This window comes from Uliginosibacterium gangwonense DSM 18521, from assembly GCF_000373965.1.
In the GTDB taxonomy this organism is placed as follows: domain Bacteria; phylum Pseudomonadota; class Gammaproteobacteria; order Burkholderiales; family Rhodocyclaceae; genus Uliginosibacterium; species Uliginosibacterium gangwonense.
Genome location: NZ_KB892863.1, coordinates 1 through 24,361, shown reverse-complemented (window position 1 = coordinate 24,361; position 24,361 = coordinate 1). Strand labels below are relative to the sequence as shown.

Sequence of the window (24,361 nt, the reverse complement as noted above, 5' to 3'; positions counted from 1 at the left end):
CTTACCATGGCAGCTTTCAGTTACCGCGCACTGGATGCAAACGGACTGCAAACATCAGGCACCGTTGAATCCGAAAACGCTCGTCAGGCCCGCGTCCAATTACGCGAGCGCGGCTTGTTTCCCACCAGTATCGAAGCAGTCGAGCGAGATGAAAAACGCACAGGCCGGGTGCGCCTGCGCTCCGCTGAGCTATGCCTGCTGACCCGGCAATTCTCTGCGCTGCTGAGTTCCGGGCTCACCGTGGAGCAAACGCTTGGGGCATTGGTCGAGCAGGCGGACAGCCCCAATATCCGGGCCGTGCTTGCCGCCGTCCGCAGCGACATCCTGGCGGGGCACTCATTGCGTTCTGCACTGGATCGCTTTGGCTATGCCTTTCCCCCCATCTACCGGGCCTCTGTCGCCGCTGGGGAGAAATCCGGGCAACTGGCCATGGTGATGAGCCAGCTTGCGGAATACCTCGAACGCCAGGATACGCTGCGTCGCAAAACCCTCCAAGCCCTGCTTTATCCGATAATCGTAGCCGTCGTCGCGCTGCTCGTGGTCATCGGCTTGATGACCTACGTTGTCCCACAGGTCATTGAAGTGTTCCAGCATAGCAAGCAGACGCTTCCTTTACTGACCCGTGCCCTGGTTTTCGCCAGCGCCATTCTGCGGAGCTACGGCTGGTTGATGGCATTGATGCTGGCGCTGGGTATCATTGCATTCCGCTACGCCCTGCGTGACGAGAGCATCCGCTACCGGTGGGATGCCTACCTCCTGGCTCAACCACTCCTGGGCAAGCATCTGCGGGCGCTGGACACCTCACGCTTTGCCAGCACCCTGGCGATTCTGGTGTCCAGTGGCATCCCCCTGCTGGGGGCACTGGATGCCGGGCGTCAAGTCATCACCCGGCTCCCCATACGCCAGGCCGTTGCCCAAGCGGCTGATCGCGTGCGCGAAGGCACGTCGCTGTCCACCGCTTTACGCCAGACCCACGCCTTCCCGCCATTACTGGCCCACATGGCGGCAAGCGGGGAAGCTACCGGGGAGCTTTCGACCATGCTCTCACGTTGCGCACAATTGCAGCAAAATGAGGTCGAAACCCGAACCGCCACCTTGACTACGGTACTGGAGCCCCTTCTGTTACTCTTCATGGGTGGAACGGTCTTGCTGATCGTGCTGGCCGTCATGCAACCCATCATCAACATGAACACCCTGGTGAAATGAGAAAAGGACTTTTCATGAATTATCCACGCATCCGCAGTCTTGCAGCGAAGCCGTCCGGTTCCCGGGGTTTTACGCTGATTGAAATCATGGTTGTGATCGTCATCATGGGCGTGCTCGCGGCCATCATCGTCCCCAATGTAATGGGTCGCCCAGATGAAGCGCGGGCTGCCGCAGCGAAGCAGGAAATCTCCACCATCATGACGCAGTTGCAGATGTACAAGCTGGATAACCGTGTTTATCCGACTACAGAGCAAGGCCTGATCGCCTTAGTCAAGCCCGCCACCTCTGCGCCTGTTCCCCCCGCCTTCCGCCAGGGCGGATACTTGCCGAAGCTCCCACAAGATCCATGGGGTGCCCCTTACCAATATCTGAGCCCCGGTGTACATGGCCCAGTAGATGTATGGAGCCTCGGCGCTGATGGCAAGCCCGGTGGCGAAGGTGTGGATGCCGACATTGGCTCCTGGATGTAAGCCATGTGGCGCAGCACGCGACAACGCGGCTTCTCACTCATCGAAGTGCTTGTTGTCCTCGTCATTGTCAGCGTCTTTATCGGGCTGACAACGATGAGTGTGGATGGCATGCAAAGTCGTCGCAGTGAAGAGGAGCTGGAACGTGTGCGCCGTCTGCTGGAAATGGCAGGTGATTATGCCGAAACACGCGGTACGCAGCTTGCTGTGGACTTCCTGCCCAATGGCTACCGCTTCAGCGAACTGCAAACCGATGGCGAATGGCATCTGCTATTTCCCCCGAGCCCATTTGCGGAAAGAAGCTGGCCCAGCGGAGTCAGCGTGACGCGGGTTGAGGTAGATGGCGTGGAGGCCCAATCGCCCATGCGCATCATCTTCGGCAGCGAACCGCCGGAGTATCAGTTGGTTCTGACTACGCCGGAAGGGGCCAAGCACATTACCGGACAAATCAATGGCATGGTGGACGTGGATTGAACACACCCTTCAAACATGGCAAAGGCTTTACCCTGCTGGAAGTGCTGGTGGCACTTGCCATCATGGCGATCGCCCTGACTGCCGCCATGCGTGCCATTGGTGTAGCCTCCAACCAGACTGAGGACATCCGCAATCGTATGCTGGCTGAATGGGTAGCGGAAAACCGCATTGCCGAATATCGTGCCTTTGCACGCTGGGTGGAGCCGGGCAACAACAATGGCGAAGTCGAACAAGGCGGCGTGCAGTTTCATTACGAGGAGAACATCAAGGGAACATCCAATCAGTTGTTCCGTCGCATTGACGTCACCGTAACCAAGGCAGGGGATAGTTCTCGTCTGGCCTCGGTCACCGGCTTCATTTCCCGCCAAGCCAATCAATGATGCGCCGACACATACGGGGCCTGACCCTCATCGAGCTACTGGTAGCCATTGTCATTTTCTCGCTGCTGGGGCTGATGGCTTATCGCGCCGTCTACAGCGCGACAGAAAGCCAGAAACGCTTGAGCGAAGAATATGTCACCTGGCAGCGCATCAGCCGCGCAATCAGCCGGGTAGAAACGGAACTCACGCAGATCGGGACACGCTCTTCAGGGCAAATTGTCAGCGCCCAAGCTGCACTGGACGTCACAACGTCCGACAACGGCAATATCCGTATGGTATATTGGCGGATGGATGACAACCAAGGAGCCCGATTGTCTGGCTTGGAGTATTCAAACAACACGCTCAGCCTGCTGCGCTGGAAATCCGGCGATGCCTCTCAAAACCCGGAGCGCAATATCCTGTTGGCAGGCGTCACAAGCTTTACCCTGAACTATGCGGCAGAGAATGACTCGACATGGCGTACATCTTGGCCTGCGTCACCCGCCCGCAAAACCGAAATCCCAACTGGGATACGCCTTGAAATGGAAGTGGATGGAATCGGGAGGATCACGCGTGTTTTTGCGCCACACTGATTCTTGCTACCGCCAACAAAGGGGTACGGCCATCATCATGGCCATGCTAACTGTCGCACTGGTGGCAACACTAGCCACCGCCATCCTGGCCGACTATGGGCATGCAGTCGATCAACTAGGGGGGCGGCACGATCAGGCGCAGGCGCGCTGGCTGGCCAAAGCCGCTGTTGACTGGGGGCGCAACGTGCTGGAAAGCGACTATCTGCGTGAAGGCGTCAACCACGTCGACCACCTGCGCGAAGACTGGGCCACAAAAGTCCCTGCCACGCCTTTTGAAGATGGCGAAATCAGCGGCGAACTTCAGGATCAATCAGGTTGCTTCAACCTGAATAGTCTGGTCAATGTGGATGGCACGGTTGATGCGGATCAGACAGCACGCTTCAAACGCCTGCTGGTCGCGCTCGGTATCACGCAAGCGGATGCGGTCAAGCTCACCAATTCGCTCATTGACTGGATCGACAGCAACGACGAAATTGCGGGTCAGACTGGCGGCTCGGAAACTGCAAGCTATCGTCAAGACGGCAGCAATGCGCGCGTACCACCACAGAGTTATATGCTGGATGTTGCGGAGATACAGTTTGTGCATGGTTTTAGCCCGCAGATCGTGCAACTACTGCGGCCGCATATCACTGCCGTGCTGGCAAGCGACAAGCAGATCAATGTGAATACTGCCACGGCACCTGTGCTGCAGGCATATGTCGAAGACCTCACCGCAGCGCAAGCCACGGCACTGATTCTGAACCGGGAACGCAGCTTTTTCACTTCCGTGAACAACTTTGTTGAAAACCTGCCCTCAACCCCCAAAAGCACCTCGTCTCTCGCCGTGACAAGCACTTTTTTCCTGGCAACCGGGCGGGCACGCTGGGGAGAATCGGTCAGCAGAGTCCAAGCCCTGCTCTATCGCAGCCAGGCCAAGCCCCGACCTGATATCCTTTGGGTGAAGATTCAATGAGTTTGGGCAATTACTACTTATGACAACATTATTACGCGTTCTGCTTGGCGAGCATTGGCCGGATCAGCCAACCGCCCACTGGGTGGTAATGGATGAACGCGGCAAAGTCATCAACTCCGGGGTTGATGAGCCGCGCAACTGGCCCAAGAGCAATCGGACGGAAGCCATTCTGCACGGCCCGCAAACAAGCTGGTTCAAAATCAAAGTTCCCAAGGCCGGGGTCCGTGAGCAGGCTCAGGCACTTGGCTTTGCCATCGAAGAGCAGATTGTGCGGGAAGCGGATAGCCAGCACAGCACCCCGACCGCCCAGGAAGATGAGCACTGGCATGTGATCGTCATCGCCCGGGAGCGCCTCAAGCGATTGGTCGCACAATTCGAGACCATCTCCCGCCCCCTGGATGCGGCCTACTCTGCGCTGCAGACGGTGCCCGTGCAGGCCGATGCCTGGGTCGTGGCGTTCAATGAAGATGGCGTAGTGGTGCGTTCAGGCGAACACGAAGGGTGGGCAGAAGATATGCCAGCTTCGGGCGAAGTCCCTGCGCTGCTCTCGATTGCGCTTACCCAGAACAAAGAGGCTGGAGGGCCACCTGCCCGCCTGCTGTTGAGCGCAGCCAAAACCGAAGCCCTGCTGAAACCCTGGTCGGAGCAACTTGGGGTCAGCGTTGAATCCACTACGGCATGGGCGTGGTATGCCGCCGCCAGCGATTGGGCAGATCTACTCCATGGCGAATTTCAGCCCCGCCATCGGCGCAAGGCATGGCGACGGGCGCTGCGCCCTGCCCTCGTGGGCTTAAGTGTGGTATTTGCCATTCACCTGCTATGGGGAACTGCGTATGCATGGTGGCGCCGTGCGGAACTTAACCACATCAATGCCAGCATGGAGCAGCTGATGCGCACCCAGTTGCCCAACGACCCGGTTCTTGACCCTGCGGCCCAGATTCAGCGTGAGCTGAATATGCAACGTAGCCGCCATGGCCTGCTGGCCAATGACGCTGCGCTATCCCTGATGGCTGATTTTGCCGCCGCGTTGGGGCCGGATGGAACTGACGCAGTCAAAAACCTGCGCTACCAGGATGGATCTCTGGAATTGAGCGTAGAAGCCAGCAAAATCAATCTGGATACCATTCGTACCCGGGTTCAAGCCAGAGGCTTGACCGTGAGCCAACGTGAAGGGGATGGCAAGATTGTCATCCGCAGGGGAAATTGATGGATAGTACACTGACCCACCCCGTTATAGCCAAACTGCGCACGCGATACATGGCGTATTCATTACGTGAACGGCGTCTGATCCTCATCATGTGCACGGTGGTAGGGGCCGGTTTGCTGTGGAGTTGGTTCGCATGGCAGAGTCATGAAAACACCCGTTTGGACAAGGTTTTGCCGCAAAGCCGGGCTCGCTTGGCCAGTCTTCAGGATGCCTCTGCGGAGATCACCCGCCTGAAAGCCAAACCGCCTCTGACGCAAACCTCTCCCGCTCAGTTGGTCGATGCCCTCCAGGCATCGGCACAGGCCATGCAGTTGAGCCTGAGCATTCGTAACATTGATGGGGGGCTGGTGCAGGTATCTGGCAAGGAAGTCAGTTTCGATATCTGGATCAGCTGGCTCGCCAAAGTCCAGCAAACACTTGGAATGCGCCTTGCCAGCGCGGATGTGGTCCGCGAAGGCAACAATGTGCGCGTTGAATCCCAATTGTCATCAGGACAGTAGAATCCATGCTTCGCCGCAGTCTGCTCTTTCTGGCATGCTTCCTCGGAGCGGTGGCATGGCAAGCGCCCGCGACCTGGGCCGATCTGGTCATACAACGTTTGAGTATGGGTAGCATGGCTTTGGTCGGTGCAGAAGGCAGCCTGTGGTCAGGCACTGGCACCCTCGCCGTCCCAGAACCCAGCACCGGCCGCTTCACCCCCTTCATGCAGGTTCGCTGGGCCTGGCAGCCTGCTTGGCTGCTGCGAGGCCAATTTCGCTGGCAGTTCTCTTCCGGGGGCGCGGCCCCTGCGGCGATTGCCCTGACTCCGCGAGGCGTGGAAATCGAACTGCTGCAAATCACCATGCCTGCCCGCTATGCACTTGAACGCGTCCCTCATGCCATTGGGCATGCAGGTTGGCGAGGCGATCTGACCCTTTTCGTACAACACTGGCAATGCAATTGGCGCAGCCAATGCACAGGAGACGTTAACCTGCAATGGTTTGGCGTGGCCTCAGACCTCTTTCCGATGCGGCAATTTGGTGATTACCAGCTCAACATCCATGCGCAAGATGGCAGCATGGATCTGCAACTAGCGACCCTGAGAGGCGCCATCCAGTTACAAGCGCAAGGGAAAATTCAACCCGGGGCACATTTTGATCTGAGTGGCAGCATCCAGGGGGAGCCTGCTTTTGTAGACCGTCTGCCCAACATTGCAGGCAAACTGGTCACACCAGATGGCCCTCCAGGACATCTGAAATTTGCTGTTCATCAATAGCACAGCAACAAATCATCTCAGCGGCGTAAGGGTTGTTGATACTATCCAAAAGGGCAGAAGCCTTTAAACGCCAGCAACAATGCCGAAAATGAAGGAAGTGTTCACTTTCGGTTCTCTCAAACGACAATGCACCGATTCGACGCCAAAATTGACGCCGTACACGCACACCGCGCATCCGTGCCACTCAAACGGCTGCGGCAATGGCTTTGGCGTCTGTATTGGGGGGTTTGCCTGCTATTGCTTATCGTTTTGGGCTGGAGTCTGTACTACGAATACTACAAGACGCTTGCCACGGCAGAGCGCAGCAGCCAATCCCTGATCCGCTCTCTGGACGAGCACCTGACCCGCAGCTTCGCCTCCGTCGAGCAGGCCATGCAGAACGTGGCTGAAGACATCACCCGGGATGGCGGTGTATCACACATTGATGAGAAGCAGATCCACGAAACCCTGCGTGAAAAGGTACAGCTTACCCCGCAGGTACGCGGGCTGATCGCTATCGACGAAAAGGGAATCTTACGCGCACATGGGTTGGAATACCCAACCCGTCAGATCAGTCTGGCGGATCGATCATATTTCGCCTACCACCGGGATTCGCCCAGCCTGAACCCCTTGCTGGATACACCGCTGGTCAGCCGCACCGATTACAAATGGCTGATTCCCGTCACCCGCCGGATTACGACCAAGGACGGCAACTTTGGCGGCATTGTGCTCGCGGGGGTCGAGCCCGACTATTTTCTGAGTTTCTATCAATTCCTGGCACTCGACTCGGGCACACATGTCCAGGTTACGCTCGATTCAGGCGCCATCATGCTCGCATACCCATCCAGCACTGAATTGATGGGGAAAACCGCACGCGAACTTGATCCGCATTATGCTGAGACGCAGGATCAGGAGGGGCATCTGCTTCGCGTCAAGGAAGGGGAGCAAGGTAAAGACCGCTTCGTCATCCAACAACACAACGCAGGGCACTACCCCTTCCAGGTGCGCATCAGCATGGAAGCAGATCGCGTTCTGGCCCCATTCCAGGAAAATGCCATCAAGTATATAATGATTGTGGCATTTTTCATTGTTTTGCATTCCATGCTGCACTATTTGCTACTGCGACAACTGCGACGTGCCGACGAAGCCGAATCGCAGCTACGTCTGACCCAACACACGGTGGACGTCTCTCCAGACATGGTGCTGTGGTGCAAAGCAGATTTGCAGCTTGTCTATGCAAACAAAAGCGTGCTTGATCACACCGGCTACCAGATTGATGATCTGCTCGATAAACCCATTGAGCAGATCGTAGCGCTTGATGAATCCTCGTGGCAGGATTGGTGTGACGCCAACCCGCAAGGCTCCTGCATCACCCATACCGCTGAACTGACTTGCGCAGATGGAAATACCACGCCGATAGAGATCACCCTGTCGGCTGTCGCATTCAATGGGCAAAGCTACCTTTGCGTCGCGGCGCGAAACATCAGCGAACGCAAAGAAGCAGAAAGAGAACTCAAACGCCACCGCGACCATTTGCAAGAACTGGTCAGCGCCAAGACAGCGGAAATCCAGACCATTCTGGATGCATCCCCCCTGGCTATCGCCCTGTCGACAAACGGACAAATCAAAGTCTGCAACCGTGCCTTCGAAGCGCTGTTCACTTTCAGGTCCGGCAAAATTGAAAACATGCAGGAAAGCGTCTTTTTCCTCGACGAAACGCAATATGCCGATACGGTCAGAGATATACGGGAGCGCGCCGCACAGGACAAAACCTTCCGCCGCGAGATCGAACTCAAACGCAACGATGGAGGGCGCTTCTGGGCAGTCTTCTTTGCCCGCGCCATCAATCCTCATGCACCAGAAGAAGGCCTGATCTATGTAATTGAGGACAACACCCCTCAACGCCTGGCGGCACAAGCCCTACGCCACTCTGAACGACTCATGCGCCTGGTATTGGATGCAACCGAAGATTCTTTTGCGTTAGTCGATACACATAACAGTTTTATTGAGATCAATCGCGCACTTTGCCTCCAGACCGGAATCAGCTCATCCGAGCTGAAGACAAAAACCCCCGCCAGTCTGTGGGGAGAAGCCATTGCGGAGAAGCTCTTCCCGCATGACCCCAAGCAGATCGCCCACCAACCGTTTGAGGAAGTCTCTTTGCCTGACCAGAGTGGCAATGAACGCACGTATCTGGCCAGCCGTGGCGTGGTCTGCGACGAAGACGGGCAGATCACCCATGCATTTGTGTTTCTCACCAACATCACTCATCAAAAGGAAATCGAGCGCTCTCTCATCCAGGCCAAGGAATATGCCGAGCGAGCCAACACCGCAAAATCCTTATTCCTGACCAATATGTCGCATGAATTGCGCACGCCAATGCATGCCATCCTATCCTTTTCCGAGATGGGCATACAAAAAACAGACAATACAAACACATCTACATTAAAGCGCTATTTTGAACGCATTGATAGCAGCGGCAGACGTTTGTTGAAAATGCTCAATGATCTGCTGGACATGTCGAAGCTTGAAGCCAACAAGATGCAATACAACCTCGCGCAGCATGCACTCCAGCAGACCTTCCAGACTTCTGCCCGTGAGTTGTCTTCCCTGCTCTCAAACAAGAACCTGCGCATTGAGATGGATGAAACCACGCCGACCGTGAACGCCTATTACGATCAAGAGCGCATCCATCAGGTTTTCATCAATCTACTTTCCAACGCCATCAAGTTCAGCCCTAAAAACGGCGCCATCCACATCCAATTTCTGGATGAGGCCATCATCGGAGAGACCACCCGTGCGGTCGGACTTGCGATCCGTGATGAAGGCCCCGGTGTTCCGGAACAAGACATAAACAACATCTTTGAAGCCTTTATCCAGGGGCACCAAACCTTGCCTCAAGGGGGCACGGGCTTGGGGCTGGCTATCTGCCGCCGGATCATCCTGGATCACAACGGGCAGCTGTGGGTGGAAAATCACCCCACAGGCGGCGCCATCTTCAAGCTGCTGCTTCCCGTCAAGTCAGACGAAACTCAGGCACGGGCAGCCGCCTGATGATCACCGTTGGGCATATCTGCTGGAAAAGACTTGGCAACGCTCTATGAAATCAGCCGTACTCTTAGGCATGGAAACACGGGCACGCGTGATATCGCTGATCAAAGACACGCCATGGCGAATGAGCCGAACGGCGTGTTCTGCCTCTCGGACCAAATCCTCACTGGCATTCTCTACCACCACGGGCGGGAAATACCTTAATTGGTCTCCCACCACCGAAAAACGAGCCCAGACATCGAAAATATTGGCATCGGTACGCAAGGTCTCGCTCTTGATGCGCGCCGCTTCTGCGTAGGCATCCACAACCGGAACAATCCCGGCAAACATGTCGTGTTTGCCCAAAACCTGCTTGAGCGCTGCGGCGATTTCGTCGATATCCCGCATGGCCAAGGCGATTTTGTTATACCGGCTCTCGTAGAATGCCTCAACAGGAATGGAGAAAGCCTTGAATGGCTCGCCCCACAACTCGTCGATACCCTCTTCGCCGCTACGATGCAGAACTGTTTTGCCCAAGTCCAGGGCTTCATGCAGACAGCGGCCACATTCGCGCATCAACGCATTGTCCGGGGCGATCTCCACCCCTGCGGCTTGCAGATCCACCAGTTTGGTAAAAATGTCGGTCGCCCGATTAAACAAAGTCCCCGCAAGCATGGCCCCCTTGACGCGCCGCATGGCAGGGTCCGTTTCACGCTCATACGTCATCCTGGCCTCTTCCAGGCGCTTGCCCGGAATGTTGATGCCATGCTCGACATGATTGAAAAGTCGTCGAGTGAGCGCTTCAATCAGACGTTTCTTGGCCTCCAGCGTATCTGCGGGCGCCTCATACGTCTTGATCCAATAACCGTAGTAATAAACGCGCTCAACCCCGTCAATGACTCGTTTAGAGCCACAGACCGGTGCTGTAGGACTTTGAACGTCACTTTCCATGTTGTGTAACGAAAAAAATGGCCAGAAACCGGACGCTACTCTACTGTTTTTCCAAGCAAGAGATTGGGTTTTTTTGCAACATACCCACAACTTGTTGGCATTACTGCGACGCAGGCACGTAATCCAGTATCCTTCATGGTAAGAGCGAACCACCACATTTGCCAATCGCCATACTCACTTTGGGCTTGCCCTCACAATTTGCTGATCATGAATGTCATTGAACCCGTTGTCTTCCTGCTTGGGATTGCTGCACTCGTCTGGTACATAGCCGATAGCCTGAAGGCACGGGAATACGGCGTCAGCGCTGCCAGGAATCTATGCCGGAAAGAAGGGCTGCAGTTCTTGGATGACACAGTCGCCCAAAGTGGGCTACGTCTGGTGCGCAACCCGGATAGTGGCCGCTTGAACATCCAGCGAAGCTTTGCGTTTGAATACAGTGACACGGGAGACAACCGTCGCCACGGTACGATAACCCTGCTGGGCCAGGAAGTCACCCTGATCTACATTGGCCCGCGTCTGGTGCCCACCCAAGCACAGATTGAGCAATAGACGCGGCCCCTCTCACCAAGGCAATCAGATGGGCTGCAGGTATTTGTGCAGCACCAGCGCAGAAGCGCCCACCGGAACCATCAATTCAGCGTATTTTGCCTGGACGACCAAAGGTGTCTCAAGCCCCGCCTCATGCGCCAAGGCATTGAAGGTTTCCCGCGCAGAATCCAGAAATGCCGGGCCAAGGCGACAGGAACGCCCTCCCAGTACAATCTGGGCGGGGTCCAAAGTCACCCAGAGGTTATGCATCAACACGCCCAAGTGTTGCCCTGCCGAGCGCAAAGCAGACACCACTTCCGGGTCACCCTGACTGGCACGCTCAAAAAGCTGTTCGCGGCTCAAGTGGAAAGAATTGGCCAGTACCTGCAGGCCAAAAAACGCCTCTGCACAGCCTTTGCGCCCACAGGAACAAACCGGGCCGTCTGGCTGAAGCTGGATATGCCCCACTTCACCTGCGAAGCCACCGCGCCCAAGCAACAAGCGCCCGCCCACGACCACCCCTGCTCCGACCCCGATGCCCAGGCTCAGAAACAACAGAGGGTCATGCGTGGAAGACGGGGAGAACTCCACTTCACTCAGCGCGGCAACGTCCGCGTCGTTCTGCACAAAGACCTGGATATCGCCTAAAGAATGGGCTTGAAGTACCCGCATCACTTCATCGCGGATCGCCACATCCCGCCAACCCAGGTTGGGCGCAACACAGAGCACGCCGCTACTCTCCTGGACGGCACCGGGAACGCCGATGCCCACCCCCAGCACCTCACGGCCAGCCCCACGGGTAGCATGCACGGTATCCATGATGGCGCGGCAAAGCATGCTGAGCACCAAGGGAATTTCACTATCCACCGTAAAGCTATGGGAATACTTGCTGATGACCTCACCATTCAGGGTCGTGGCCACCACACCAATCATGCCCACCCCCAGCTCGACGCCAATCAAAGCGAGACGCTGATCATCCAGGCGGAGTGGTGTGGGGCGCCGCCCGATGGCGCCAGTCACCAAGACATCGTCTTCGCACAACCAGCCCTCGTCAATCAGCTCCTGCACCAGCAGGCTGACTGTTGACTTGGTGAGCCCTGTCTCCACGGCCAATTCGGCACGTGACAAACCGGGATGTCCACGCACCAACCGCACTAACGCCATGCGGTTGATACGTTTGAGTAATCGTTGATCACCTGTAATCGCCATGAAATATCAAACCTATAGCGCCAGAATGGCTATGAATTGTTTCACAAACTGAGCATGAACGGTGTTGATATAAGTACGATATTGATACTATTTCCCTTTTGCACAACATTTGTGCCACACCAGACCCCATCTTGTCGCAAACAATAGGCTTCTATTCAGAAGCTCAAAGTGTCACAATCGGGCCAAACTCCTCATCTCCTTCTGCCTTTCCCAATGTTTTCCACTGTATTGTCCGTACCACAGCTTTTTGGCTATGTGGCTTTTGTTCTTGGTGTCAGCTCATTTCTCCAGAAGAACGACCGTCATTTCAAGCTCTACATGGCGGCCGAATGTGTTGCCTACGTGGTGCACTTCTACCTGCTGGGCAACCCCACCGCCGTGCTGAGTTCTACACTGTCTGCTGGCCGCTCGGTGCTTTCGCTCTACACCCGTTCACGCTGGGTGGCTGCAGCGGTTGTCACCATCAATCTGGTGGTCGGCGGAATGCTCGTACAGCATTGGTGGAACTGGTTGCCGCCCATCGCATCCTGCGTCGGATCTATTGCCTTGTTCTTGCTGCATGGCCGAAAAATGCGCATGCTGATGCTGCTGGGCACGGCTTTGTGGATCGCCAACAATATCATTTCCGGCTCCATTGGTGGCACTGCGCTTGAATGCGTCATCCTCGTCGTCAACCTCATCACCATCTGGCGTATGGGGCAAGAACAGGCACTCCAACCGGAGCCCAGCAAAGCGAGCACATAAAACACATTAAAAAAGCTGGCTGGCTTTGATCCAAACGAAGCCTTCACCTCATCAGCAATGGCAACATGCGCGCCGGGCTCGGGTTGCCGAGCCCATTTTCATGTTCACTGATGGGAGCTTCTTCTGATGGCTGATCACGCCAATACCGCAGACTTTACCGCCAACCCCGCACCGCTGGGATTGATGGGCTTTGGCATGACTACGGTTCTGCTGAATCTGCACAACGCAGGTTTGTTTGAAATGAATGCCATGATCCTGGCAATGGGGATTTTCTACGGTGGCATCGCCCAGGTCATTGCCGGGGTGATGGAATGGAAGAAAGGCAACACCTTTGGCACCATTGCATTTACCTCATACGGCTTCTTCTGGCTGACCCTGGTGGGCTTGATCTGCATGCCCAAGATGGGGCTTCCCGCGGCGGGCGAAGCTGGGATGATCGCCTTCCTGATCATGTGGGGCCTGTTTACCGCTGTGCTGTTCGTGGGCACCCTGAAACTCAACCGCGCCACACAATTCATCTTCGCGTCACTCACCGTGCTGTTCGTCCTGCTTGCAGCAGGAGACGCGACTGGCAACCCAGTCATCCAGCATCTGGCCGGCTGGGAAGGCATTGTGTGCGGCCTGTCCGCCATCTACGCCGCAGCAGCCCAGATTCTGAACGAAATCTACGGCTGCAAGCTGCTGCCCTTGGGCGATAAGGCCTGAAACAGAAACCCGGACTCAGGCTGCGGGCGCTGTACCCAATAGCCTGACTTCGCGTTGTGGGAAGGGGATTTCGATCCCCTCCTCACGGAACCTCAACAATATCCCACGATACAGGTCAGAGCGCAGATCCGGCGAGGTGTGTGCCGCCGTCCCGACCCAGAACCCCATCTCCAGCTTGACCCCGCTATCCTCAAGCGCCACGACGTTGCTCTTGAACATGGGGTCCTTCAATATACGGGCGTCTGCGCCCGCCAGCGCTTCCATGATCGCAATCGCCCGCTCCACGTCACTGGAGTAAGCCACCTGCACACTCACAGTCAGGCGCCAACGCGGATCAGCGTAAGAGTCGTTCTGGACCGTGCTGGTCACTAGCGTTTCATTTGGCAACAGAATATGGCTGCCGTTGCCTGCCCGCAGCACGGTGTACCGCGTCGTGATTCGCTTGACCTCGCCTTTATCCTGCCCAACCTGGATGATATTGCCGATACTGATGGAGCGGTCCAACAGGATGATAAAGCCCGAGACATAGTTGCTCGCAATCTTCTGCATCCCGAAGCCAAGCCCCACCCCCAGCGCACCACCAAACACCGACAAGGTGGTCAGATCCAGGCCGACGAGTGACATCCCGACCAGGACCGCAACCAGCACCAGCAGGGTTTTGCTGACGCGGGAGAAGACAATCTTCAGACTCGAATCCAAGGAGCTGGAGTTTTGCAGCCGTGTTTCAATCAAGCCCCCCAGCCACAGGGCCACAATCACCGTCGCAAATACAGAGCCAAAGCCCTGGATGATGGCCCACAAGGTGATATGCGCTTTGCCGACATGAAATGAGTACCCGTCCAGCCAGTCGATCACCTCTGATAGCAAGCCCACCGTATCAAGGGCCACACCCAGCCAGATGATGGTCGCCAGCGAACGCTCCAATGCTGCGACCCAGATCGATTGAGGAAATGCACGGCGTAAGGCAAACACAGCCATGCGCACCGCAGCCAACGCAATCAACAACTGGATGGCAAAAGCGATGACCCGGACCTGCCAACCTATGTGATGCGCGACAAAACCGCACGTGGTGAGCATCACCACCGCGATAACAGGGAAGGCAAGACGCGCAACCCCGCCAGTCGGCAAGGCGGAGCTTGGGCTGGTGGAGCGTCGATGAAGCGCGTTCGCAGCCCAGCCTGCCAAGCCCAGTATCACGCCAACCAGCAGCAGTTCCAGTAGAAACCCAGGCCGCTGCACCATGGCCCATGCATTATCAAACCAAGTATTCATGAACACTCAAAACAAGTCGGACATTGGCTTGCAACTCAAACCATAGACACCGGCGTAGGCCCATCAGGCGCCCGATCAATCAGCTGATACGCTCCAGCACTGCGGCAAAGAAACCATCGGTTCCATGTTCCAGCGGATTCAAGTGCAAACGCTCCCCTGCATCCGGCATCTCGATCTTGGCCTGAGCCAAGACTTCCGCAACCGGCACCTGCCGAAACGCAGGGTGAGCAGCCAGGAAGGCATCCACAATCTGATCGTTTTCCTCGGCCAACAGCGAGCATGTCGCGTACACCAAACGCCCACCGGGCTTCACCATACGAGAGGCGGAAGCCAGGATCGAAGCCTGTTTCGTAGTCAGCTCTGCCACACCTGTTTCTGTTTGCCGCCACTTCAGATCAGGGTTGCGGCGCAAAGTTCCCGTGCCGCTGCAAGGCGCATCAACCAACACGCGGTCCATCTTGCCCACCAGCCGTTTGACCTTGATGTCATTTTCATGCGCAATCACAGTCAGATGAACATTGGACAGCCCCGCACGCGCCAGCCGTGGCTTGGCTTTGGCCAAACGCTTTTCAGAAACATCAAAAGCATACAGGCGCCCGGTCGAACGCATCAGTGCCCCTAAGAGCAAAGTCTTGCCGCCCGCACCTGCGCAGAAATCAGCCACCATCTCGCCACGCTTGGGAGCAACCAGGAAGCCCAAAAGCTGGCTGCCTTCATCCTGGACTTCGATTCCTCCCTCTTCAAACAAAGGGTGGCGCTGCAAGGCCAGCCTGCCTTCAAAACGGATGCACAAGGGGGAATACAGCCCGGCAGCCGCAGCCACGCCTTCCTGCTCAAACCGGGCCAGCACCGTGTCTCGATCCGTCGTCATGGGATTGACACGAATATCCAGCGGCGCCGGGCGATTCAGGGCACCAGCCAGCGCCTGGGCCTTCTCTTCGCCATATTGGGCCACAAGGCGTGTAGCCAGCCAGTCTGGCAGATTGGTCTTGTCACCGATTGAGGAAGGCTTGTAACTCTTGGCCTTCATCTTCCCCATCCACTCTTCCTCACCCCGGCTGAGCAGCGGCTCAAGTTGCCGCACAGAGTAGCCTTCCTGGCGAACCAACCAAGTCAAAACAAGCTTGCGCGCACGCGCATCCTGGCCTGCGAGCGTCTTGACCTGCCGATAATTGCGCAATACACCATAGACAGCTTCAGCCACAAAGCTGCGGTCACGGGCACCGATATTCCGGTTCATGCGGAAAAACCCGGAAAGAACGTTATCTGCCGGGAACTCGAACCGCAAGACGTCCTGCAGGGCTTCGCCCGCAGCGTCAAGCTGCACAGAAGTGATAAGTGTAGTCATCTTGCCATTATCTCATTATGCGGACAACGGCGGTGTAAAAAGAGTGTTTTGCCTCAATCCAGAAGCAGGGGCCAGAGCCTATTCGGTGTTGCCAGCAGGGGCTTTAAGCAGGATCTGACCATCAATATCCACCTCCGTGGCCTTCAAGTCCACCACCACGCCACCATCGTCGTAGCGGATTCGCGCAGGTGCGTTGTGCCAAGCAGGCGCCAACCAGATATCAATGTTCTTGCCATTGTTGATCTTGGATTGAAAACGTCTGGCTTCTATCGTCGTCCCGGGTAGGCGCAGCATTTCCAAACCCCGGTTGATTACCACTGCATCTTCCACCCAAAAGTCGCCCACGATGAACAAAGCAGCTTTCTCAATGCGCTCATCCAAGCAGGCCAGCGCTTCGGGCAGGGAAGACAAGGCCACGGCCAAACCCGAGATACGCCGCTCCCGCTCATCCCCTCCCCGCTGCATGCGCACCACACCGTTCTGGTTGTCGATATTTGCGGTGCTGTGTTTGCCACGCCGGTCATCCTTGGCCTGCTCTGAGACAAGCTGCGTATTTCCCAAAATGCCGCTGGATTCGTAATTGAAAGTCGAGGTTGCCCCTACGATCCCCGCCCCCAAACGTGCCTTGTAGTGCTGGCCATCATGTTCCCAGCTCACCAAACCCATCACATTGAGCAGGCTGGCCGTCCCCGTATAGGCAATTCGCCCCATGCGCGGCAAGCGTTCGGCCACAGGTTTCAGATCTGCCAAAGGAAGCTCATCCGGTGCAGACTGCTGCGCGACCGGCTCGGATTGGGCAACAGCCACCTGGGGAGCAGAGTCAGCAGCCTGCGGCGCAGAAGCCTCCGCCACCACTGGTGCAGACGTAGATGCGACGGGAGTGCTGGATTCAGATGCAGGCACATCCTCAGCATGCTCACTCGGCAACACAGCACGAGAAGCATTTTTAGAAGGGGTCGAACTGGGTCGATGGGCTACGCGGGGTTGTTTAGGCTTTCCCTGAGCAGGCACCGAGGGCACAACGGCAAGCAATTCAGCCTTGATGCGCCTGGCCTCACCCGGAGGCTCTGGCAAATCCCATCCCGGCCCCAACACCACCAGCAGATGGATCAAACAGGACAGCCCCCAGGCCAAACCGAGCAGGAACTTCTTATCCCCCAAAAACTTCAGGGAAAAGAAACGCCAAGGGCTTGTACCCGGCTCGCTCTCCGCATCTATCACGTGCTCACTCCGGCTTTATGCCACACAGCGCAATCAACGCTCATCTGTAGCAGACCGTTGACAGCAGGCCGGGTTCCATCGCCAGTCAGTTTTGTAACGAAGGAACAGACCAACTCACGGCATCTTCAAGCAAACCTGTCACGGTCACTGTGTTGCCTTGCACCTTCAGGCGCCCTTCCACAAACCATCGTATCGCCTGCGGATAGATTTTGTGCTCTTGCTCCAGCACCTTGGCTGCCAGCCGAGTCTCATCGTCATCTGCACTCACCGGCACAATCGCCTGGATAACAATGGGACCTGCATCAAGCGTAGGGGTAACGAAATGAACTGTCGCACCATGAACTTTTACCCCGGCTTCAAGCGCACGACAATGTGTGTGCAGCCCGGCAAACGAAGGCAACAAGGAGGGATGGATATTCATCATCCTGCCAACGTAATGACGCACAAAGTCATCACTCAGAATCCGCATATAGCCTGCCAGCACAAGCAAATCCGGCGAATACTCATCAATCTGTGCAGCCAACGCCTGATCGAAGGCAGCCCGGTCAGCAAACATCTTGTGGTCCAGTGCCAACGCGGGAACACCGCGTTCCCTGGCAAAGACCAAGCCCTTGGCATCAGGACGGTTGGAAATCACTGCGGCAATCTGACAACCGGGGAGGTCCGCTTCGAGAATAGCTTCCATATTGCTGCCACGGCCAGAAATCAGAATGACAATTCTTTTCATGGATTGGCCTTTTTGCGCTGCAAAGCCGCCACCGCAACCGGAATCAGTGAAACCACTACAATCCCGACAATAAAGAAGCTCAGATTATTCTTTACGAAAGGAACATTGGCGAAGAAATAGCCCGCCAGGGTAAGCGAGAACACCCACAGCGCACCACCCAGTACATCCAGCGGCAAAAAGCGCCGATAGCTCATCTCCGCCACCCCGGCCACAAACGGCGCAAAGGTGCGAATCAACGGCATAAAACGCGCCACAATGATGGTCTTGCCGCCATGATGCTCAAAATAACCATGGGTCTTATCAAACGCCGCACGGTTAAACAGGCGCGACTGCTCCCAACGGAAAACACGATGTCCCAGGCTACGCCCCACCCAGTAATTCAGGTTATCCCCCAGAACCGCCGCAACAAACAGCAACACGGAGAGCAGCTTGATATCCATGCCGCCTGCGGCAGCAAGCCCCCCTGCGACAAACAGCAAAGAATCCCCTGGTAGAAACGGGGTCACCACCAAACCGGTCTCACAGAAAATAATCGCAAACAAAATCGCGTAAATCCAAGGCCCATACTGGATCACCAGATCGGCCAAGTATTTATCCAGATGCAAGACAATATCAATCAATTCCATTTGCAAATATCTGGGGAGGGAAAGCCCACAATGATACCGGAGCTTCGGCCTCACAGGCTTACATAAGCGATCTAGATCAAAAACTTCACGTGCAAACGCAGAATTTCACTAGACGAAATTACATTTCACGGAGTATATTGCTGCCATGCATCAACGTCGCAGCCGGGATGACGAAACAAAACGCTTGGCTAGCGAATATCTTTTTAGTCATTTAACTTGTTACTCCGGAGAGTCAAAGATGTATCGTTCCCTGCTGATCGCCCTGTTTGCTGTTGCAACCCTGGCCGCTTGCAACAAGTCTGAACAACCCGCAGCCGATGCACAATCCGCCCCGGCCGCAGAACAATCCGTAGCCCCCGTCGCTGAAGCCAGCGCAGTTGCTGATGCCAGCGCCCCCGCTGCTGACGCTTCTGCACCTGCTGACGCCAGCGCCCCGGCTGCTGACGCTTCCGCTGCCAAGTAATACCGCTCCTGTAGCAAATAGCGGGTCAGTTGCCTGACGCGCATTTCTCAGGCACGTTCGGGCACCTTATAGGTGCCCGTTTTGCTTTTCAGCCCCAAGGAAACCAAATTGCTCTCCATTCAATCCATCTGTGTATTCTGCGGCGCCTCGCAAGGGCATCGTGAAGTGTATCGGGACATGGCAAAACGCCTGGGTCAAACCCTGGCGACGGAACAGATCGAGCTGGTTTGGGGCGGCGGCCACGTCGGCCTGATGGGCTGCATTGCCGACGCCACCCTGGCCGCCCAAGGCAAGGTTTTTGGTGTCATCCCAGAATTCATGGCAGAGCGAGAACTCGCCCACCCCTCTGCAACCGAAATGCGCGTGGTTGACTCCATGCACACCCGCAAAGCCACGATGGCAGAACGGGCTGATGGCTTTATCGCCATGCCCGGCGGCCTGGGCACACTGGATGAACTCTTTGAGATACTGACCTGGGCGCAGTTGCAAATCCACCAAAAGCCAGTCGGCCTACTCAACGTGGAAGGTTTCTTTAACCCCCTGCTCACCATGCTGGAACACATGGTCGCCGAAGGATTCATTCGTCCCTACAACATGCAACTGATCAGCGTGGCAGAAGACCCCGCCACACTCCTGAGCATAATGCGCAAGCATCAGGCGCCCCAAAACGACTGGCTCGACAAGGTTCAGCTCCAGAGAACCTGATCACGGTCGTCGGGATTGACGCTCAACCGGAATTTCCGCACGCGGCGAAGATCGCACAAAGGCCAAAATTGGATTTTCGGAAAAGTGCTGAAAGCTCGCCATCCCTGACCGAGGTGTCACGGTGGCCCTCTTCCTGGGCTGGCGGGGCGAACCCTTGGTGGATAAGGGGACGTTCATCATTGATGAGGTGGAGCATTCCGGCACGCCGGATCGGCTCACCCTGCGCGGCAAAAGCGCAGACCTGCGTGCAGGCTTAATCACGAAACAGACCAAAAGCTGGGCGGGGCACAAGATCGGTGAAATCGTCAAAGCCATTGCATCGGCCCACGGCCTCACGCCCAAGGTATCCCAAGGCTTGGCGGGCCTCACCATCGAGCATATCGACCAAACCAACGAGTCAGACGTGAACCTGCTCACACGCCTGGCGCGCGATCACGATGCCATTGCCACGGTGAAGAAAGGCATGCTCTTGTTCATGCCCATTGGCGAGGCGGAAACCGTATCGGGTACGCCATTTCCCACCGTTACGATCACGCGAGCCAGTGGCGATCAACATCGCTTTGCCATGGCCGAACGCGACACCTACACGGCAGTGAAGGCTTACTATCAGGATATCCGGGGGGGCACGCATGGGGAGGTGCTGGTCAATGCCAAGGGCACCACAGCGACCGGGGGAAAACGGAAGAACAAGAGCGCGAACACAGAAATCAAGGCCAGTGCAGAGAACACCAAAGTACTGCGCCACACCTACGCCAGCAAGACCACCGCCGAACGTGCAGCCAAAGCAGAATGGCAACGCCTCCAACGCGGTGTGGCAAGTTTCAGTCTATCCCTGGCGCGGGGTCGGGCCGATCTGTTTCCCGAATTGCCGGTGATCGTGCAAGGCTTCAAGCCCGAGATGGATGCCACCGACTGGCTCATTGCGAGGGCTACGCACAGCCTGTCCAGTTCGGGATTTACGACGTCCTTGGAGATGGAATTCAAAGTCAGTTCATCCGCCTGACGCTTGCCAGAACTGTGGGGCGTTTGCAACGCCGTCTATCGATTGCAAACATCTGTCAATTACATTCGGATATAGTCGCTCCTTTAAAAACTGGCGCGGAATGGCCCGATGGTCTGTATTAATCGGAGCCTTTCTTGTTTGGCACACGCAACGTGGCCCCAAGCCACGCCCGACCCGATCTGGATAGAATCATGGCTGATCCCAAGACATCTCCGACCCCGCAACGTCCGCCGCAGGTAGCTGTCGCGCCGACCAATACCGTTGACAAGCTGGATGTGGGTGCTGGCATCCAGAATTTTGACGCCTGGCTTCGCAAGATCAGCGGTGGCTATGTCACGCTGGAACGAATCAAGATGGTGGCGGGCAATTTGCCTGTGGTGGGCAACATTATCGCCTTGGCAGATGCCATTTGCGACATCGTCGAACTCTGCCAAAAAAAGGCCACTAGCAAAATTGAAGAGTTTCTTGAGTGGGTCAGCCTAGGTATCAACCTCATCGGCGTCATTCCCATGCCACCGAGTATGGCCGCAGCCCGGATGGGACTCCGTCCAGCGCTCACCCTGGTGCGCCAAAATCTGGCACGCACGGCCAAAGGCGCTGCCAAATTCATTGGCGAATCGATTCTGGTGCTGCTGGCCGACCACCTGAACGACAAGCTTGCCGGCGAGCTGGATAAATTTGCCCAAGGTGCGCTGGACCAGCTCAAGCCCATGCTCAACAACGCTGCATCCCATGGCCAAAAATTGTGCGATGAAATCGCCAATACAATGAACCGCATACTCGATGGCAAAGTATTTGATGCCAACGCCAGCAAGCAAGCAGCCGCCAAAGCCGCCGCAGAAGCCGCCAAAAGCGGTTGGCATGACCCGGGCAAAACCCTCAAATGTGCTGTGAGCGCACTCTGGAGCTTTGGTTCGGCTGTCGCAAAAACAGTGGCCAATACAGAAGCCAAGATTCTCACCAGTCTCGTGCCCGAAAAAGCCAAAGCACCGATCCGGGTCGAAATCGATGCGCTGCGCCGCATTGGTCGAAATGCCGTCGCACAACTGCCGAATCTGGCCAAAGCTGAAGCGGAAATGAGCATCGGCTGGTTGTTGACCAAGCTGCTTGAAGCGGCCAAGAGGAGATTGACCCACACTAAGGCGGCGGTGGTCAATGCGAAGAAAGCCAATCAGGCCAAGCATGAAAAAAGCAAAGGTCAACTCGAAACTACCAAACACCAACATCCGGCTACAGGCGAATGCATCCCTTGCAAAAACGCAGCCAAAGCTGCCAGCGGCCACAGCATCGGCTTTGCCATGGGCTGGGAACGCTTTACCCATACCGACTTTGTTTTATCTTCCCTGATTCCCTTCGCCTGGGAGCGCACCTACGCCTCCAATCTCGGCGTACTCGACAACGGCCCACTCGGTGCACGCTGGACCACCGACTGGCTCTGCCACATCGAAGAGCGCGGTGACGAACTTGTTTATTGGGGCGAAGATGGCCGCCCGGTCACCTTCCCCAAGCTTGGGGTGGGCAAAGAGCACTACCACGCCATTGAAATGCTCACCCTCAAGTGCCACGACCATCAAACCCTGGTGCTCGCCTTCACCCCAGAGTACAGCCAGCGCTTTGAGCGCGTGGACACAGGCAAAGGTGCAAGCCGTAAAACAATCTACCGCCTCACCCAAGCCGACTGGCCCAACAAGATCCGCCTCAGCTTAAGCTATGCGCATGAAGCCAGCGCGCTTCGCAACGCCCCCTCCGAACTCACTCTCCAGCATGACCAAAAGGTTCTCGCTCAGATCGGCAGCACCCTCGATGATGCTGGGCGCATCACCGCCTTGCAGCTTTTGCTTGAGGGCCAAGTCACGCGCCAACTCGCCCACTACCAATACGACGACGCGGGCGACCTCATCGGCGCCACCGATGAAAACGGCGCCCACTGGGATTATCGCTACACCCGCCACCTCATCACCCGCTACAGCGACCGCACCGGGCGCGGCATCAACCTCGAATGGAGCGGGGCCGAAGAGCACGACAACAGCCTGGCCAAAGCCGTGCACGAATGGGCCGATGATGGCAGCTTCGACACCCGTCTCGAATGGGACGAGAACATTCGCCTCACCTACGTCACCGACGCCCTGGGCAACGAGACCTGGCATTACTACGACATCCTCGGCTACACCTATCGCATCGTCCACCCGGACAACTTCGAAGAATGGCTCTTCCGGGATGACGCCAAAAACGTCACCAAGCACATCCACCCAGATGGCAGTGTCGATCACTACGACTGGGATGAACGCAGCCAACTCATCTACCACGAGCGCGCAGACGGCAGTACGCTGTACTTCGCCTACGATGAACAAGGGCATCTGACCACCCTCGTCGATGGCAGCGGCCAGCACTGGAAGCGTGAATACGACCGCGCTGGCAACCTCGTCAAAGAGATTGACCCCCTGGGCTTTGAAACCGAATACGCCTACAACAAAGCCGGGCAACCCATTGAAATCACCGACGCCAAAGGCGGGGTCAAAGCCCTGGCTTACACCGAAGGCGGGCAACTCGCCAGCTACACCGACTGCAGCGGCAAAACCAGCCAATGGGCCTATGACGCCCGTGGGCGGCTGGCTGCCTTCACCGATGCCACCGACGCCAAGACCCAATACCGCTATGCAGAAGGCGTAGAGGCTGCACAAACGGCACAAATATCCAGCCTCGAAGGACTTCCCCCCAATGCCACCGGCTACCTGGATGCCATCGAACGTGCCGACGGCAGCATCGAACGCTACGTTCAAGACGCCGAAGGGCGGCTCTTAGCCCACCTCGACCCGCTCGGGCGCATCACCCGTTACGACTACACCGGTGCTGGCCTCATCGCCCAACGCCATGACGCCCTGGGCCAGACCCTGCGCTACCGCTGGGACCGCCTCGGGCGGCTGACCGGCCTGCAAAACGAGAACGACGCTACTTGGCAATTCCACTACGATCCGGTCGGGCGGCTGCTGGACGAAACCGGCTTTGATGGCCAGCGTACCCACTACCACTACGAGGAGACCACCGGCATCCTCGCCTGGACACTCCAACAACCCCAGGTCAGCGGCAGTATTCCGGCCACAACTTTCACCGGCGCCATCAGCTCACAAGACGGACGCATCCCGGAAACCGAGCGCCATCTGCTCACCCGTTTTGAATTCGACGGCCTGGGCCGCCTCACCGAACGCAGCGCCCACTGGAGCGACGCCCAAGGCCAAGCCCTGGATGCCCAGGGGCGCCCCAGCAGCCCCGAGCAAGCCGGTGTGCTGCACCGTGAAGAGTTTGCCTATGATGGCAACGGACGCCTGCTCCTGGCTGC

Annotated in this window: 24 protein-coding genes; 17 read left to right on the top strand and 7 right to left on the bottom strand. The window is 56.7% G+C overall.

What is annotated here, in order from left to right:
* Positions 1-6 precede the first annotated feature (6 nt).
* The 10 genes from gspF (at position 7) to B145_RS27635 (ending at position 9,546) form a co-directional block, all read left to right on the top strand.
* Entirely contained in the window at positions 7-1,206 is a 1,200-nt protein-coding gene (gene gspF / locus B145_RS0116380) for a type II secretion system inner membrane protein GspF (protein WP_018608760.1), read from the top strand.
* A gap of 14 nt (positions 1,207-1,220) precedes the next feature.
* Complete coding sequence (gene gspG / locus B145_RS0116375) at positions 1,221-1,676, top strand: type II secretion system major pseudopilin GspG (RefSeq protein ID WP_018608759.1); 456 nt, start codon at positions 1,221-1,223, stop codon at positions 1,674-1,676.
* Between the two features lie 3 nt (positions 1,677-1,679).
* Complete coding sequence (locus B145_RS27640) at positions 1,680-2,147, top strand: prepilin-type N-terminal cleavage/methylation domain-containing protein (protein WP_018608758.1); 468 nt, start codon at positions 1,680-1,682, stop codon at positions 2,145-2,147.
* Positions 2,144-2,527 carry a type II secretion system minor pseudopilin GspI gene (gene gspI, locus B145_RS25995; protein WP_018608757.1) on the top strand — a complete coding sequence of 128 codons (384 nt, stop codon included), beginning with the start codon at positions 2,144-2,146 and terminating at the stop codon, positions 2,525-2,527. The genes B145_RS27640 and gspI overlap by 4 nt, the downstream gene beginning before the upstream one ends.
* Positions 2,524-3,099 (top strand): type II secretion system protein GspJ, encoded by a 576-nt coding sequence (locus tag B145_RS28745; RefSeq protein WP_083917783.1) that lies wholly within the window; start codon positions 2,524-2,526, stop codon positions 3,097-3,099. The genes gspI and B145_RS28745 overlap by 4 nt, the downstream gene beginning before the upstream one ends.
* Complete coding sequence (gene gspK / locus B145_RS25990; protein WP_083917782.1) at positions 3,059-4,051, top strand: type II secretion system minor pseudopilin GspK; 993 nt, start codon at positions 3,059-3,061, stop codon at positions 4,049-4,051. The genes B145_RS28745 and gspK overlap by 41 nt, the downstream gene beginning before the upstream one ends.
* 19 nt (positions 4,052-4,070) lie before the next feature.
* Complete coding sequence (gene gspL / locus B145_RS0116350) at positions 4,071-5,258, top strand: type II secretion system protein GspL (protein WP_033407467.1); 1,188 nt, start codon at positions 4,071-4,073, stop codon at positions 5,256-5,258.
* The gene (gspM, locus tag B145_RS0116345) at positions 5,258-5,758 is read left to right on the top strand and encodes a type II secretion system protein GspM (protein ID WP_018608753.1); all 501 of its coding nucleotides are present in this window, start codon (positions 5,258-5,260) and stop codon (positions 5,756-5,758) included. Before gspL ends, gspM begins: the two co-directional genes overlap by 1 nt.
* A gap of 5 nt (positions 5,759-5,763) precedes the next feature.
* Positions 5,764-6,513, top strand: coding sequence for a type II secretion system protein N (gspN, locus tag B145_RS0116340; RefSeq protein WP_018608752.1), 750 nt, complete (start codon positions 5,764-5,766; stop codon positions 6,511-6,513).
* A gap of 126 nt (positions 6,514-6,639) precedes the next feature.
* A complete protein-coding gene (locus B145_RS27635; RefSeq protein WP_018608751.1) occupies positions 6,640-9,546 on the top strand; it encodes a PAS domain S-box protein in 2,907 nt (968 codons plus the stop codon).
* A gap of 3 nt (positions 9,547-9,549) precedes the next feature.
* Here the strand turns inward: B145_RS27635 and B145_RS0116330 are convergent, their stop codons facing one another.
* On the bottom strand, positions 9,550-10,473 hold the full coding sequence (locus tag B145_RS0116330) for a hypothetical protein (protein WP_018608750.1): 924 nt from the start codon (positions 10,471-10,473) through the stop codon (positions 9,550-9,552).
* Between the two features lie 207 nt (positions 10,474-10,680).
* Between B145_RS0116330 and B145_RS0116325 the strand changes: the two genes are divergently transcribed.
* Positions 10,681-11,022 (top strand): DUF3301 domain-containing protein, encoded by a 342-nt coding sequence (locus B145_RS0116325; RefSeq protein WP_026259209.1) that lies wholly within the window; start codon positions 10,681-10,683, stop codon positions 11,020-11,022.
* A gap of 24 nt (positions 11,023-11,046) precedes the next feature.
* Here B145_RS0116325 and B145_RS25980 read toward each other — a convergent pair whose 3' ends face one another.
* Positions 11,047-12,210, bottom strand: a complete 1,164-nt coding sequence (locus B145_RS25980) for an ROK family transcriptional regulator (protein WP_018608748.1) — start codon at positions 12,208-12,210, stop codon at positions 11,047-11,049.
* Positions 12,211-12,423: 213 nt separating this feature from the next.
* Here B145_RS25980 and B145_RS0116315 point away from each other — a divergent pair, with 213 nt between their 5' ends.
* A complete protein-coding gene (locus B145_RS0116315; RefSeq protein WP_018608747.1) occupies positions 12,424-12,954 on the top strand; it encodes a YgjV family protein in 531 nt (176 codons plus the stop codon).
* A 126-nt stretch (positions 12,955-13,080) separates the two neighbouring features.
* Complete coding sequence (locus B145_RS0116310; protein WP_018608746.1) at positions 13,081-13,659, top strand: acetate uptake transporter; 579 nt, start codon at positions 13,081-13,083, stop codon at positions 13,657-13,659.
* A 15-nt stretch (positions 13,660-13,674) separates the two neighbouring features.
* Here B145_RS0116310 and B145_RS0116305 read toward each other — a convergent pair whose 3' ends face one another.
* From B145_RS0116305 to B145_RS0116285, 5 genes are all read right to left on the bottom strand, one after another.
* Positions 13,675-14,931 carry a mechanosensitive ion channel family protein gene (locus B145_RS0116305; protein WP_018608744.1) on the bottom strand — a complete coding sequence of 419 codons (1,257 nt, stop codon included), beginning with the start codon at positions 14,929-14,931 and terminating at the stop codon, positions 13,675-13,677.
* Positions 14,932-15,010: 79 nt separating this feature from the next.
* Positions 15,011-16,279, bottom strand: coding sequence for an RsmB/NOP family class I SAM-dependent RNA methyltransferase (locus B145_RS0116300; RefSeq protein WP_018608742.1), 1,269 nt, complete (start codon positions 16,277-16,279; stop codon positions 15,011-15,013).
* Between the two features lie 78 nt (positions 16,280-16,357).
* The gene (locus tag B145_RS0116295) at positions 16,358-17,500 is read right to left on the bottom strand and encodes a DUF3108 domain-containing protein (protein WP_018608741.1); all 1,143 of its coding nucleotides are present in this window, start codon (positions 17,498-17,500) and stop codon (positions 16,358-16,360) included.
* An 85-nt stretch (positions 17,501-17,585) separates the two neighbouring features.
* Positions 17,586-18,227, bottom strand: a complete 642-nt coding sequence (gene purN / locus B145_RS0116290) for a phosphoribosylglycinamide formyltransferase (protein ID WP_018608739.1) — start codon at positions 18,225-18,227, stop codon at positions 17,586-17,588.
* Entirely contained in the window at positions 18,224-18,853 is a 630-nt protein-coding gene (locus B145_RS0116285) for a DedA family protein (RefSeq protein WP_018608737.1), read from the bottom strand. The genes purN and B145_RS0116285 overlap by 4 nt, the downstream gene beginning before the upstream one ends.
* Positions 18,854-19,091: 238 nt before the next feature.
* Between B145_RS0116285 and B145_RS0116280 the strand changes: the two genes are divergently transcribed.
* The 4 genes from B145_RS0116280 to B145_RS25970 all read left to right on the top strand — a co-directional run.
* Positions 19,092-19,316 carry a hypothetical protein gene (locus B145_RS0116280; RefSeq protein WP_018608735.1) on the top strand — a complete coding sequence of 75 codons (225 nt, stop codon included), beginning with the start codon at positions 19,092-19,094 and terminating at the stop codon, positions 19,314-19,316.
* A gap of 81 nt (positions 19,317-19,397) precedes the next feature.
* Positions 19,398-20,021 carry an LOG family protein gene (locus tag B145_RS0116275; RefSeq protein ID WP_018608733.1) on the top strand — a complete coding sequence of 208 codons (624 nt, stop codon included), beginning with the start codon at positions 19,398-19,400 and terminating at the stop codon, positions 20,019-20,021.
* A 121-nt stretch (positions 20,022-20,142) separates the two neighbouring features.
* A complete protein-coding gene (locus B145_RS25975) occupies positions 20,143-21,024 on the top strand; it encodes a contractile injection system protein, VgrG/Pvc8 family (protein WP_018608732.1) in 882 nt (293 codons plus the stop codon).
* 191 nt (positions 21,025-21,215) lie between these two features.
* The coding region (locus B145_RS25970; protein WP_018608729.1) for a DUF6531 domain-containing protein at positions 21,216-24,361 on the top strand (3,146 nt) is incomplete at its 3' end.